We start from the raw sequence: 13,445 nt of genomic DNA on the forward strand, positions 1-13,445 counted from the left end.
GGCGCGCACCCGCGCCCCCGACGAACGGAAACCCTGACATGACGAAGACCCGAACCAAGCTCGCCGTCCCGGCCGGGCTGCTCGCCCTGGTGCTGGCACCGGCGCTGGCCGCCTGTGGCAGCGACTCCGGCGAGGAGGCCGCCGCCGAGACCCCGTCCAGCGCGACGTCCGACGAGGCGGCGTCGCTCACCGTCACCGACCCGTGGGTGAAGGCGACGAAGGACGAGATGAGCGCCGCCTTCGGCACCCTGGTGAACGAGAGCGACGAGGACATCACGGTGGTCGGCGCCACCACCTCGGCCAGCGACACGACGGAGCTGCACGAGACCGTGCAGAACGACGACGGCTCGATGGCGATGCAGGCCAAGGAGGGCGGCTTCACCATTCCGGCCGGCGGTGAGCACGTGCTCGAGCCGGGTGGCGACCACGTGATGCTGATGGGCCTGACCGAGCCCGTCGAGGCCGGCACCACGGTCACCGTCACCTTCGCCCTCGACGACGGCACCACGCTGGCCGTCGAGGCCACCGCGAAGCCCTTCACCGGCGCCGACGAGAACTACCAGGACGGCGAGCACGGCGACATGGGCGACATGGGCGGCGAGAGCTCCGAGGGCGGCGACCACTGATGGGCGGCGGTCCTCGCTGGGACCGCCGCCGGCTGCTCCGCACCGGTGCCGCCGCGGTCGGCGGCGCCGGCGCGGGGTGGAGCGTGTCGGCGGTGGTCGCCGACCGGGCCGCCGCGGCGGCACCGGACGCGACGCAGACCCTCAGCATCGCCCCGACCGCGGGCACCGAGACGGCCGTGGACGCCGGGCGCCACCAGGCCGGTGTCGACACCCCGCCGCAGGCCCACCTGGCGCTGGTCGGATGGAACCTCACCGGTGGTCCCACCCGGTCCGGTCTGAGCCGGATGATGCGGTTGCTCACCGACGACGCACGGCGTCTGGCGGGGGGAGAGGGAGCCCTGGCCGACACCGAGCCCGAGCTGGCCGCCTACCCGTCCCGGCTCACCGTGACCTTCGGGTTCGGCCCGCGCGTCGTCGAGCGACTGGTGCGGCGCCCCGAGCGCCTCGGGTTGGAGGCGCTGCCGGAGTTCGCCGGGGACCGGCTCGAGGACGCCTGGGCGCAGACCGACGTGGTCGCCCAGGTGTGCTGTGACGACCCGACCACGCTGGCACACGCCCGCCGGATGCTGCTCAAGGACGCCGCCGCCTTCGCCGTGCCGGCGTGGATCCAGGAGGGCTTCCGCACCGCCCGCGGCACCGCGCCCGCGGGCACCACGATGCGGAACCTGATGGGCCAGGTGGACGGCACCGTCAACCTCGATCCCGCCGAGCCGGTCTTCGACAAGCGGGTGTGGGCCGCTGGCGATCCGCGGTTCGACGGCGGCACCTTCCTGGTGGTGCGCCGGTTCCGGATGGACATGGCCGGCTGGGACCGTGTCGACCGCACCGGGCGGGAGGCCACCATCGGTCGCCGCCTCGACAACGGCGCCCCGCTGACCGGGGCGAACGAGTTCGACGAGCCGGACTTCGAGGCGACCGACCGGTTCGGCTTCCCGGTGATCGACCCGGCCAGCCACATCGCCCGGGCCCGGCACCGCACGCCCGAGGAGCAGTTCCTTCGCCGGGCCTACAACTACAACGTGGCGGACCCCTCGAAGCCCGGGGCGACGACTCCGGCCTGGTCTTCCTCGCGTTCACCGCGGACGTCGCCGGGTCCTTCGTCCCGGTCCAGCGCCGGCTCGCCGAGACCGACCGGCTCAACGAGTGGGCGACCGCGATCGGCTCCGCCGTCTACGCGATTCCGCCCGCCGCGCCCGAAGATGGGTACGTCGGCCAGCAGCTGCTGGAGTCCGGCACCGACCAGGAGGACACGGCATGACCGCCCAACCCGCACCGGCACCACGACGCCGGCGGCGCCCCGGCGCCCGCTCCGGCCGCCGACGGGCGGGAACGGGCGGTCTGATCGCCGCGCTCGCGGCGGTGGCGTTGCTGCTCGGCGCCGGCTGGTCCGCCCCGGCCTCGGCGCACGCCAGCCTGGTCTCCTCCGACCCCGGCGACGGCGACCGGCTGGACGCGGTGCCCGCGCGGATCTCCCTCACCTTCAGCGAGTCGATGAGTGAGCCGGCCTACATCGTGGTGACCGGACCCGACGGCGAGGAGGCCGGCAAGGGCGAGGTCGCCGTCGACGGCTCCGAGGTGTCCGTCGCCGTCGCGGACGGTGCGGCCGAGGGCAGCTACACCGTCGCGTTCCGGGTGGTCTCCGCCGACGGTCACCCGGTCACCGGACAGTACGCGTTCGTGGTCGGCGACGGACCCGCCGCCGGCGCGGGGGCGACGTCCTCGGGTGAGGGTGGCACCGACGGGACCGACGGCTCCGACTCCGCCGCGGAGTCGGCCCCGCCGACTCCGACTCCGGGTCCGATGCCGGGTCCGGTGCCGAGTCGGAGGCGTCCGACTCCGACGACTCGTCGCTGCGGACCGTGCAGTGGGCCGTCGGGATCGGCCTCTTCGCCGCGGCCGGCGTGCTGTACCTGCTCTCCCGCCGGAGGAAGTCCGAGTGACCACCCACGAGCCCACCGCCCCCGCCTCCGAGGTCGACGACCCCCGGGGCGGTCCGCAGCGCGGACCGGTGGTGCTCGCCGCCGTGCTGGCGGCCGTGGGTGCGCTGATCGTCCTCCTGCTGGCCGGCGGGGGAGCACCGCAGGAGCCGATCCCGGGTCTGCCCGACCCCGGCCGGGTGACCGGGTGGGGCCTGCCGCTGAGCCGGCTGGCCGCGGACCTGCTCGCGGTGGGCGTGCTGGCCGGCCTGCTCGTCGTACCGCTCACGATGCGGCGGCCCGGTGACGACCTGACCGGGCGTGCGCTGCGCGCGACGGGGGCGGTGCGCTGGCTGGCGGCGGGTTGGGCGGCGACCGCGCTGGTGCAGGCGGTGCTGACCTACTCCGACCAGTTCGCGGTGCCGGTCAGCCGGATGACGTTCCGGGAGGTCAGCGGGTTCCTGCGCACCGTGGACCAGGGGCAGGCGCTCCTGGTGCAGGCACTGATGGCCGCGGTCGTCGCGGTCGCGGTCCGCTGGGTGCTGACCTCGCGTGGTGCCTTGGTCCTGCTGGTCCTGGCACTGGCCGCCGTGACGCCGCCGCTGCTGACCGGCCACGCGGCCTCCTCGGGCAGCCACGACACCGCGATCGTCGCGATCCTGGTGCACGTCCTGGCGGCGGTGGTCTGGGTCGGCGGCCTGGTCGCCCTGTGGTGGCACCTGGCCCTCGACCGCTCGCTGCAGGAGCGTGCGGTGCGCCGGTTCGCCGCCGTCGCCACCTGGTGCTTCGCGCTGACCGCGGCGTCCGGCGTGGTCAGCGCCTGGGTGCGGATCGGCTCCTTCGACGAGCTCGACTCCGCCTACGCGGTGGGCGCGCTGGTCAAGGTCACCGTGCTCGGCGTGATCGGCCTGCTCGCCCTGCGGGTGCGGCGCGCCGTGATCTCCCGCGGACCGGGCAGCTGGCGCTCGCTGGCCGCCATCACCGCCGGCGAGGGGTGCTGATGGCCACCGCGATCGGCCTCGGCGTCGGACTCTCCCGCACCCCGACCCCGGTCGGCGAGCCCTACACGTCGGTGGCCGAGAGCGTGCTGGGTGGGCCGGTCCCGCCGGAGCCCACGCTGGGCCGGCTGCTGTGGTCCTACACGCCCAACGGGGTCGGTCTGGCCGTGGTCGCGATCGGTGGGGCCGCCTACCTGGCCGGCGTGCTGCGGCTGCGCCGCCGCGGCGACCACTGGTCGATCGGCCGGACGATCGCTTTCTTCGCCGGGCTGCTGGTGATCGCCTACGCGACCTTCGGCGGACTGGGCACCTATGCCCACGTGATGTTCAGCGCGCACATGGCCGCGCACATGCTGCTGTCGATGGTGGCGCCGATCCTGATCGTCGTCGGCGGCCCGATCGCGCTCGCCCTGCGCGCGCTGCCCGGCTCCGACGTCCCCGGGGGCGCCGGTCCGCGGCAGATGCTCGCCGGCGCACTCGCCTCCCGCCCGGCACGGTGGCTGTTCCACCCGGTGACGGCCGGGCTGCTGCTGGTGGGCAGCCTGTACGCGGTCTACCTCACCGGCATGTTCGACTGGCTGATGCGCAGCCACCTCGGCCACGCCGCGATGGAGGTGCACTTCCTGGCGGCCGGCCTGATCTTCTTCGAGCTGCTGCTGGGGGAGCGCCCCGGCCACCCGGTGCCCTACCTGAGCCGTCTGCTCCTGCTGCTCGTCACGATGCCGTTCCACGCCTTCTTCTCGGTCACCGTGATGGGGTCGGACCGGATCATCGGCGAGGACTACTACACGCTGCTCTCGGTGCCGTACGTGCCCGACCTGCTCGCCGACCAGAACCTGGCCGGATCGATGAACTGGGCACTCGGCGAGGTGCCGATGGTGATGGTCATCGTCGTCCTGGTGATCCAGTGGTGGCGCGACGACACCCGCACCGCGCGGCGCCGGGACCGGGCCGCGGACCGGGACGGCGACGCCGAGCTGGAGGCCTACAACCGGATGCTGCAGGGGATCTCCGAGCACGACCGCGGTTGAGTTGGGGGTTGGCCCCGTTGAGTCGGGGGTTGGCCCCGTTGAGTTGGGGGTTGGCCCCGTTGAGTCGGGGGTTCCGGCCCGGTCGACTCGGCACCCCGGTACGACGCCGCGCGGGCGTCCGCCGTACGGGAAAAGCAGCACTGCCACCCGGATCACCGGGTGGCAGTGCGAGGTCCTCACCGCGCCGAGCGGTCCCGAACGAACGGTCGAGCGGTCCCGAACGGACGATCGACGGGTCGGTCAGTGGCCGTTCTTCATGGCCGTACGCAGGTCCTTGTTCAGCTGGCTGATCACGTCCAGCGGGATCTCCTTCGGGCAGGCCGAGGCGCACTCACCGATGTTGGTGCAGCCGCCGAAGCCCTCGTGGTCGTGCTGGCCGACCATGTCGACCACCCGGCTGTAGCGCTCGGGCTGGCCCTGGGGGAGCTCGCCGAGGTGGGTGATCTTGGCGCCGAGGAAGAGCGAGGCGGAGCCGTTCGGGCACGCCGCCACGCAGGCGCCGCAGCCGATGCAGGTGGCCACGTTGAACGCGCGCATCGCCTTGTCCCGCGGGGCCGGGACCGAGTTGGCCTCCGGTGCGGAGCCGGTGTTGGCGGAGATGAAGCCGCCGGACTGGATGATCCGGTCGAACGCGGAGCGGTCGACGATCAGGTCCTTGATGACGCTGAACGGCTCGGCGCGCCACGGCTCGACGGTGATCGTGTCGCCGTCCTTGAACGAGCGCATGTGCAGCTGGCAGGTGGTGGTGACCTCGGGGCCGTGCGCCTGGCCGTTGATCATCAGCGAGCACGTGCCGCAGATGCCCTCGCGACAGTCGGAGTCGAACGCGACGGGCTCCTCGCCCTTCTCGTTCAGCTGCTCGTTGAGGACGTCGAGCATCTCCAGGAAGCTCATGTCCGGAGAGATGCCGGCCACCTGGTAGGTGTGGATGCCGCCGGCGTCGTTCGGGCCCGACTGGCGCCAGATCTTGAGGGTCAGGTTCATCTCGCCCGCGCTCACTTGTAGGACCTCTGCTTCATCTCGATGGCCGTGTAGATCAGGTCTTCCTTGTGCAGGACCGGCTGACCGCCCTCGAGCGAGTCACCGCCCCACTCCCAGGCCGCGACGTAGGCGAACTCGTCGTCGTGACGCAGCGCCTCGCCGTCATCGGTCTGCGACTCGCCGCGGAAGTGGCCGCCGCAGGACTCGCGCCGGTTCAGCGCGTCGATGCACATCAGCTCGCCGAGCTCGATGAAGTCGGCGACGCGGCCGGCCTTCTCCAGGCTCTGGTTGAGCGTGTCCGCCGAGCCGAGCACCTTCAGGTTGGTCCAGAAGTCGGCCTTGAGCTCGCGGATCATGTCGATCGCCTTGCGCAGGCCCTCCTCGGTCCGCTCCATCCCGCAGTACTCCCACATGATGTGGCCGAGCTCCTTGTGGTAGCTGTCGGCGCTGCGGGTGCCGTTGATGGAGAGGAACTTCTCGATCCGCTCCTCGACGTTCTTGCGAGCCTCCACGACGGCCTCGTGGGACTCGTCGATCTTCTCGAACGGGCCGTCGGCGAGGTAGTCGCGGATCGTGTTCGGCAGCACGAAGTAGCCGTCCGCCAGACCCTGCATCAGCGCCGAGGCGCCGAGTCGGTTCGCACCGTGGTCGGAGAAGTTGGCCTCGCCCGACACGAACAGGCCGGGGATGTTCGACTGCAGGTGGTAGTCGACCCAGAGGCCGCCCATCACGTAGTGCACGGCGGGGTAGATCCGCATCGGGACCTGGTACGGGTTCTCGCCCGTGATCCGCTCGTACATGTCGAAGAGGTTGTCGTACTTCTCGCGGACCGCGTCCTCGCCGAGACGGTTGATCGCGTCGGAGAAGTCCAGGTAGACGCCACGGCGGAAGTCGCCGACCATCGGACCGACGCCGCGGCCCTCGTCGCACATGTACTTCGCGGCGCGGGAGGCGATGTCGCGGGGGACCAGGTTGCCGAAGGAGGGGTAGATCCGCTCCAGGTAGTAGTCGCGGTCCTCCTCCGGGATCTCCCGCGGGTCCTTGGTGCAGTCCTCCTTCTTCTTCGGCACCCAGATCCGGCCGTCGTTGCGCAGCGACTCCGACATCAGGGTCAGCTTCGACTGGTGGTCGCCGGAGACCGGGATGCAGGTCGGGTGGATCTGCGTGTAGCAGGGGTTGGCCATGTAGGCGCCCTTGCGGTGCGCGCGCCACGCGGCGGTGACGTTGGAGCCCATCGCGTTGGTGGAGAGGAAGAAGACGTTGCCGTAGCCGCCGGTGGCCAGCACCACGACGTCGGCGAGGTGGGTCTCGATCTCGCCGGTGACCATGTCGCGGGCGATGATGCCGCGGGCCTTGCCGTCGACGAGGATCAGCTCGAGCATCTCGTGCCGGGTGAACTGCTCGACGGTGCCGGCGGCGACCTGGCGCTCCATCGCCTGGTAGGCGCCGATCAGCAGCTGCTGACCGGTCTGGCCGCGGGCGTAGAAGGTGCGGGAGACCTGCACGCCGCCGAAGGAGCGGTTGTCCAGCAGACCGCCGTACTCGCGGGCGAACGGGACGCCCTGGGCGACGCACTGGTCGATGATGTTCGCGCTGACCTCGGCCAGGCGGTAGACGTTCGACTCGCGGCTGCGGTAGTCGCCGCCCTTCACGGTGTCGTAGAAGAGGCGGAAGGTGGAGTCGCCGTCCTCCTTGTAGTTCTTGGCCGCGTTGATGCCGCCCTGGGCGGCGATCGAGTGGGCCCGGCGCGGCGAGTCCTGGTAGCAGAAGGACTTCACGTTGTAGCCGGCCTCGCCGAGCGTGGCGGCGGCGGCGCCGCCGGCCAGGCCGGTGCCGACGATGATGATGTCGAGCTTGCGCCGGTTGGCCGGGTTGACCAGGCGGTTCTCGAACTTGCGGTTGGTCCAGCGGTCCTTGATCGGTCCGGTGGGAGCCACGGGGTCGACGATCGGTTCGCCGGCTGTGTAGTAGCCGTGCGCGTCGTCGGAGGTCTGCGACGGGGCCGTGTTGAGCGGGGTGGTGCCGTCGTGGAGGGTGCTGCCAGCCATGGGTGCGGCTCCTTACTTCTCGATGATGCCGACGAGGACGGACAGCGGAACCAGCGCGAAGCCGCCGGCGATCACGATCGCGACGACCCAGCCGGCAGCCCGGGCCCGGGCGCGGGAGGTGGCGGAGTTGGTGAAGCCCAGCGTCTGCAGCGAGCTGAACGTGCCGTGGTGCAGGTGCATGCCGAGGGCGAGCATCGCGAGCAGGTAGATCACGGTGATCCACCAGACGTCGAACGACTCCACCATCAGCTTGTAGGGGTTGTGCTCCGGGTCGCCGGTCTCACCGTTGCTCGGGTTGATCTTGACGATCGTGAAGTTGAGCAGGTGCCAGACCAGGAACGCCAGGATGGTGACGCCGCCCCAGCGCATCGTGCGCGAGGAGACCGACGAGCCGTTGTTGGTCTTGACGACGTACTTGACGGGGCGGGCCCGCGCAGCGCGCTTGGCCAGGATCACCGCGCAGGTGACGTGGACGACCAGCGCCACGATCAGGCCGACCCGGATGATCCACAGCGCACCCTCGTGCGGAAGCATCGGCTCGCCGATCTCGCGCAGGTGCTCGGCGTACTCGTTGAACGAGTCCTCGCCGCTGAAGGCCTTGAGGTTGCCGTACATGTGCGCCAGGACGAAGGCGATGAACAGCAGGCCGCTGACGGCCATGAGGATTTTCAGGGCGATGGTCGATCGGGCTGCTCGTGAGCCCTTCACCAATGAGGGTCGCGTCGTCGTTGCCACGAGGGGTCAGGCTACTCCCGCTGACGGCGAATGGGTGAGCCGCGTCATGTGAGATATGCACGTAAGGCGACCCTTACCGGTCGGTGGAGAGCCTCGACCGGCCCGTCACGAGTTGATCAGATCTGTCTATCAGGGCATCCACATTTCGTCTTTGACGCGTACAACCGCAGACGACCAGCCTTGCTCCGACGGACGGGTGTGAGGAGGCAGGGGCGATGGTGTCGAAGTCGTCGAGGCGGGCCGAGCGATCGGGTGGGGACGGCGCCGAGCGACTCGAGGTGACGGCGCCGAAGGAGTACGCCGCGGGCGTTCCCGGTGTGGTCCATGCCCTCGAGTACTCGGTGGCCCAGGCCGGGCCGCGGCGCACCGCGCTCACCCTGCTGAACCTCAACCAGGCCGACGGCATCGACTGCCCCGGCTGCGCCTGGCCCGATCCGCAGCACCGTCACCGGAACGAGTACTGCGAGAACGGCGCCAAGCACGTCGCCGACGAGGCGACGAAGCGCCGAGTCACCCGCGAGTTCTTCGTCGAGCACGCGGTGTCCGACCTCGGCAGGCGCTCCGACACGTGGCTCAACGAGCAGGGTCGCCTGACCGAGCCGATGGTGAAGCGCTCCGGGGGGACGCACTATGAGCCGATCGGCTGGGCCGAGGCCTTCGACATCGTCGGCGACGCGCTCAACGACCTCGCGTCGCCGGACGAGGCGATGTTCTACACCTCGGGGCGGGTGGGCAACGAAGCCGCGTTCCTGCTGCAGCTCTTCGCCCGCGCCTACGGCACCAACAACCTGCCCGACTGCTCGAACATGTGCCACGAGTCCAGCGGCTCGGGCCTCAGCGAGACCCTCGGCATCGGCAAGGGAAGCGTGTCGCTCGACGACATCCACACCTCGGACCTGGTGTTCGTCGTCGGCCAGAACCCGGGCACCAATCACCCGCGGATGCTCTCCGCACTCGAGGAGACCAAGCGCAACGGCGGGACGGTGATCGCGGTCAACCCGCTGCCCGAGGCGGGGCTGCTGCGCTTCAAGAACCCGCAGAAGGCGCGCGGGGTGCTCGGCCGAGGCACCGACATCGCCGATGTCTTCCTCAAGATCCGTCCCGGCGGCGATCTCGCCCTGTTCCAGATGCTCAATCGGCTCCTGCTCGAGGCGGAGGAGCAGGCACCCGGCACCGTGGTCGACCGCGCGTTCGTCGACGCGCACTGCACCGGGTACGACGCGTTCGCCGCCCACGTGCGTTCGGTCACCTGGGAGCACGTCCTCGACGCCACGGGGCTCGAGCGCGCCGAGATCGAGGCGGTCCTGGAGCACGTGTTGTCCAGCAGGTCGATCATCGTCTGCTGGGCGATGGGCCTCACCCAGCACAAGCACGGGGTGCCCACGATCCGGGAGGTCGTGAATTTCCTGCTGCTCCGCGGCAACCTCGGCCGGCCCGGTGCGGGAGTGTGCCCGGTCCGCGGCCACAGCAACGTCCAGGGAGACCGGACGATGGGCATCTGGGAGCGGATGCCGGACTGGTTCCTCGACGCTCTCGGCGCCGAGTTCGGGTTCGAGCCTCCCCGCGGACACGGTTACGACTCGGTGGCCGGGGTCCGCGCGATGCGCGACGGACGGGCGAGCGTCTTCGTCGGCATGGCCGGCAACTTCGTCCGGGCGATGTCGGACAGCGCGGTCACCGAGCAGGCGCTGCGCAACTGCCGGCTGACGGTCCAGGTCTCGACCAAGCTGAACCGATCGCACACCGTGTGTGGCGACGTCGCGCTGATCCTGCCCACCCTGGGCCGCAGCGATCGCGACATCCAGGCGTCCGGAGAGCAGTTCGTGACCGTCGAGGACTCGATGAGCGAGGTGCACGCCTCGCGAGGGCGGCTGGCCCCGGCGTCGCCGTACCTGCTCAGCGAGGTCGCCATCATCGCGCGCCTCGCCGAGCGAACCCTCGGGCCGGACCCGGACATCCCCTGGGCCGACTTCGAGTCCGACTACGGACTGATCCGGGACCGGATCTCCCGCGTCGTTCCGGGGTTCGAAGACTTCAACGCCCGCGTCGCGGCACCGGGCGGCTTCCGCCTGCCGAACCCGGTCAACTCGGGCGTGTTCCGGACGCCGAGCGGACGCGCGGTCTTCACCTGCAACGACTTCGAGATGCTGGCGGCGCCGCCGGGACACCTGGTGTTGCAGAGCCTGCGGTCCCACGACCAGTGGAACACCATCCCGTACACGCCGAACGACCGCTACCGCGGCATCCACGACGCGCGACGGGTGGTGATGGTCAATCCTGCCGACCTCGACGAGCTGGGGGTCGCGGACCGGTCGCTCGTCGACCTGGTCAGTGTCTGGGCCGACGGCGTCGAGCGCCGCGCCCCCGGCTTCCGTGTCGTGGCCTACCCGGCCGCGCGCGGGTCGGCCGCTGCCTACTATCCCGAGACCAACGTCCTGGTCCCGCTCGACAGCGTCGCCGACATCAGCAACACCCCGACGTCGAAGGGCATCGTGGTCCGCCTGGAGCCCGCCGCCGACACGGCCGGCGGATGAGGGGGCCGCGATGGGGCGGCTGACCGCCCGCCGCCGGATCGTGCGGATCCGCCAGGGTGCCGTGGTCGACCGGGCCGACACCCTCGCGGTCGAGGAGCCGATGGAGATCCGGGTGGCCGGCCGCGCGCTGGCCGTCACCATGCGCACACCCGGTGACGACTTCGATCTCGCTGTCGGCTTCCTCGTCAGCGAGGGCGTCGTGCGCTCCACCGAGGACGTGGTCTCGGCGCGCTACTGCGCCGGTGCCACGGAGGACGGCAGCAACACCTACAACGTCGTCGACGTCGTGCTCGACCCGTCCGTGCCGCCGATCGCCACCTCCGTGGAGCGGAACTTCTACACCAGCTCCTCGTGCGGGCTGTGCGGCAAGGCCAGTCTCGACTCCGTGCGTACGGCGATCACCTGGTCGGTGGCGCGCGACCCGCTGAGGGTGAGCACGGCGGTCCTCGCCGACCTGCCACACCGGCTGCGTGCGGCGCAGCGCGTCTTCGACCGCACCGGCGGGCTGCATGCGGCGGCGCTGTTCACCGCCGACGGTGAGCTGATGCACGTGCGGGAGGACGTCGGCCGGCACAACGCGGTCGACAAGGTGGTCGGTCACGCGGCGCGCACCGGCATGCTGCCGCTGCGCGGGACGATCCTGATGGTCAGCGGACGCGCGTCGTTCGAGCTGGTCCAGAAGGCGGTGATGGCGGGGATCCCGATGCTCGCCGCCGTGTCGGCGCCGTCCTCGCTCGCCGCCGACCTCGCGGAGGAGAACGGGCTCAGCCTCGTCGGCTTCCTGCGCGGCGACTCGATGAACGTCTACGCGGGCGCCGAACGGGTGATGCACGGCGCTCGGCCCGGAGCCGGTGGATCCGGGCAGGGTCGCTGACCCGACGCGACACGTCGGGTCAGCGACCCAGCGGTGGTGGCCGGCTAACCGGTGAAGAGGTCCAGCGCCGCCTTCACCGAGTTGTAGATGCCATAGGCGAACGGGATGCCCACCACCGTCCAGGCGAGGGCGATCTGCAGCTTCTGGTCGCTGCCCGCGTGCTGATCGTTCACGATGTCTCCTCTGCGAGTGGGTGGGTCAGGAGTGCGCGTCGACGGCGCGGGTGCCGTCGGCCGCGTCGGTCACGCTGCCGGTCTCGTGGAACCGCGCGGCGACCGGCTTGATCAGCAGGTTGCACACGAAGCCGATCGCCAGGACGCCGACCATGATGTAGAGGCCGAGCGCATAGTCCGAGGCCGTCAGTACGTCGACCGTGCCGCCGGGGTTCTCCGGATCGGGACCCTGGACCGGGGTCTGGGCGTCCAGCACGCCGTTGATGATCAGCGGCCCGAGGATGCCCGCGGTCGACCATGCCGTCAGCAGCCGCCCGTGGATGGCACCCACCTGGAAGGTCCCGAACAGGTCACGCAGGTAGGACGGCACGGTCGCGAAACCGGCGCCGTAGAACGACACGATCACCATGCAGAGCAGGACGAAGAGAGCGACCGAGGTGGAGCCGGCCGAGGCCAGGATCAGGAACATCAGGGCGCCGCCGCCGAGGTAGAGCATGTAGATGTTCTTGCGCCCCACGAAGTCCGAGCACGTCGACCACAGGAAGCGTCCGGCCATGTTGCCGACCGACAGCAGTGCGACGAAGCCGCCGGCCATCACCGCCACGGTCGCCGGGTCGGCGTCCAGGGTGGAGCGCCAGATGCCGTCGGCACCTTCCTCGCGGAAGAAGTCCTGGATCATCGGTCCGGCGTTCTCCAGGATCCCGATGCCCGCGGTCGTGTTGCACATGAGGACGACCCAGAGCAGCCAGAACTGGGGCGTCCGGATCGCGTTGCCGGCCGAGACGTGCGCGGTGGTCTGGAGCTTCTTCGGCTTGTGCTCGGCCGGGTCCCAGTGCGCCGGGTGCCAACCGGGTGCGGGCACCCGGACCAGGAAGACGCCGAACATCATGAAGCAGAAGTAGATGACCGCCAGGGTGAGGAAGAGCATGCTCACCTGGTGTCCGGCATCTCCGCCGTACGCCGACATCAGCCTCTTCGACAAGGGTGAGGCGATCATCGCGCCGCCGCCGAAGCCCATGATGGCCATGCCGGTGGCCAGGCCGGGACGGTCGGGGAACCACTTGATCAGCGTCGACACCGGCGAGATGTAGCCGAGCCCGAGGCCGATGCCCCCGATCACGCCGTAGCCGAGGTAGACCACCCAGAGGCCGAGGGTGCCGCCGAGGGCGACGCCGCCGGCAGCGACCACGAAGCCCGAGGCCCAACAGCACGCGGCGGTGAACATCGTCCGACGCGGACCGACGCGGTCCACCCAGGTGCCGAAGAGGGCGGCGGAGAGGCCGAGCACGACGATCGCGATCGAGAAGATCATGCCGATCGAGGTGTGACCGGCGTCGAAGTGCTCCTGGAGCTGACCCTTGTAGACGCTGGTCGCGTAGGCCTGTCCGATGGAGAAGTGGATGGCGAGCGCAGCCGGCGGGATCAGCCAGCGGCTGTACCCGGGACGGGCGATCGTGTGGGCGCGATCCAGGAATGACAGCGCTGGCAAGGTGTGCACCTCCGGTTGGTGGCGGGCCCTGACGGGCCCA

11 protein-coding genes and 2 pseudogenes are annotated in these 13,445 nt (G+C 70.7%); 8 read left to right on the forward strand and 5 right to left on the reverse strand.

Annotated features, from left to right (window positions below):
• Positions 1-38: 38 nt before the first annotated feature.
• The 6 genes and pseudogenes from FIV43_RS01160 (at position 39) to FIV43_RS01180 (ending at position 4,571) form a co-directional block, all read left to right on the forward strand.
• Positions 39-626: a copper chaperone PCu(A)C gene (locus FIV43_RS01160; RefSeq protein WP_141012650.1), complete on the forward strand. Its 588-nt coding sequence runs from the start codon at positions 39-41 to the stop codon at positions 624-626.
• Positions 626-1,588, forward strand: a pseudogene (locus FIV43_RS23635) (Dyp-type peroxidase); the annotation flags it as partial. The gene FIV43_RS01160 and the pseudogene FIV43_RS23635, both read left to right, overlap by 1 nt.
• Before the next feature lie 95 nt (positions 1,589-1,683).
• Complete coding sequence (locus FIV43_RS23640) at positions 1,684-1,884, forward strand: hypothetical protein (RefSeq protein WP_407938878.1); 201 nt, start codon at positions 1,684-1,686, stop codon at positions 1,882-1,884.
• Positions 1,881-2,249: pseudogene (locus tag FIV43_RS23645) on the forward strand (copper resistance CopC family protein); the annotation flags it as partial. The gene FIV43_RS23640 and the pseudogene FIV43_RS23645, both read left to right, overlap by 4 nt.
• 313 nt (positions 2,250-2,562) lie before the next feature.
• On the forward strand, positions 2,563-3,543 hold the full coding sequence (locus FIV43_RS01175) for a copper resistance D family protein (RefSeq protein WP_141012652.1): 981 nt from the start codon (positions 2,563-2,565) through the stop codon (positions 3,541-3,543).
• Positions 3,543-4,571, forward strand: a complete 1,029-nt coding sequence (locus tag FIV43_RS01180) for a cytochrome c oxidase assembly protein (RefSeq protein WP_141012653.1) — start codon at positions 3,543-3,545, stop codon at positions 4,569-4,571. The genes FIV43_RS01175 and FIV43_RS01180 overlap by 1 nt, the downstream gene beginning before the upstream one ends.
• A gap of 240 nt (positions 4,572-4,811) precedes the next feature.
• Here FIV43_RS01180 and FIV43_RS01185 read toward each other — a convergent pair whose 3' ends face one another.
• The 3 genes from FIV43_RS01185 to FIV43_RS01195 are packed head-to-tail and all read right to left on the reverse strand — an operon-like array spanning position 4,812 to position 8,335.
• Positions 4,812-5,555 carry a succinate dehydrogenase/fumarate reductase iron-sulfur subunit gene (locus tag FIV43_RS01185; RefSeq protein WP_141015665.1) on the reverse strand — a complete coding sequence of 248 codons (744 nt, stop codon included), beginning with the start codon at positions 5,553-5,555 and terminating at the stop codon, positions 4,812-4,814.
• Positions 5,556-5,566: 11 nt separating this feature from the next.
• Positions 5,567-7,600, reverse strand: coding sequence for a fumarate reductase/succinate dehydrogenase flavoprotein subunit (locus tag FIV43_RS01190; RefSeq protein WP_141012654.1), 2,034 nt, complete (start codon positions 7,598-7,600; stop codon positions 5,567-5,569).
• Positions 7,601-7,612: 12 nt separating this feature from the next.
• Positions 7,613-8,335 (reverse strand): succinate dehydrogenase cytochrome b subunit, encoded by a 723-nt coding sequence (locus FIV43_RS01195; RefSeq protein WP_141012655.1) that lies wholly within the window; start codon positions 8,333-8,335, stop codon positions 7,613-7,615.
• 215 nt (positions 8,336-8,550) lie between these two features.
• Between FIV43_RS01195 and FIV43_RS01200 the strand changes: the two genes are divergently transcribed.
• Together FIV43_RS01200 and fdhD are read left to right on the forward strand one after the other, a co-directional pair.
• The gene (locus FIV43_RS01200) at positions 8,551-10,869 is read left to right on the forward strand and encodes an FdhF/YdeP family oxidoreductase (protein ID WP_141012656.1); all 2,319 of its coding nucleotides are present in this window, start codon (positions 8,551-8,553) and stop codon (positions 10,867-10,869) included.
• A 10-nt stretch (positions 10,870-10,879) separates the two neighbouring features.
• On the forward strand, positions 10,880-11,743 hold the full coding sequence (fdhD, locus tag FIV43_RS01205; protein ID WP_141012657.1) for a formate dehydrogenase accessory sulfurtransferase FdhD: 864 nt from the start codon (positions 10,880-10,882) through the stop codon (positions 11,741-11,743).
• A 44-nt stretch (positions 11,744-11,787) separates the two neighbouring features.
• On the opposite strand, the gene FIV43_RS23010 is transcribed toward fdhD, so the two are convergent.
• Together FIV43_RS23010 and FIV43_RS01210 are read right to left on the reverse strand one after the other, a co-directional pair.
• The gene (locus FIV43_RS23010; protein ID WP_269204052.1) at positions 11,788-11,916 is read right to left on the reverse strand and encodes an MFS transporter small subunit; all 129 of its coding nucleotides are present in this window, start codon (positions 11,914-11,916) and stop codon (positions 11,788-11,790) included.
• 25 nt (positions 11,917-11,941) lie between these two features.
• Complete coding sequence (locus FIV43_RS01210; protein ID WP_456237751.1) at positions 11,942-13,414, reverse strand: OFA family MFS transporter; 1,473 nt, start codon at positions 13,412-13,414, stop codon at positions 11,942-11,944.
• Positions 13,415-13,445 lie beyond the last annotated feature (31 nt).

This window comes from Nocardioides sambongensis, from assembly GCF_006494815.1.
Taxonomy (GTDB): Bacteria; Actinomycetota; Actinomycetes; order Propionibacteriales; family Nocardioidaceae; genus Nocardioides; species Nocardioides sambongensis.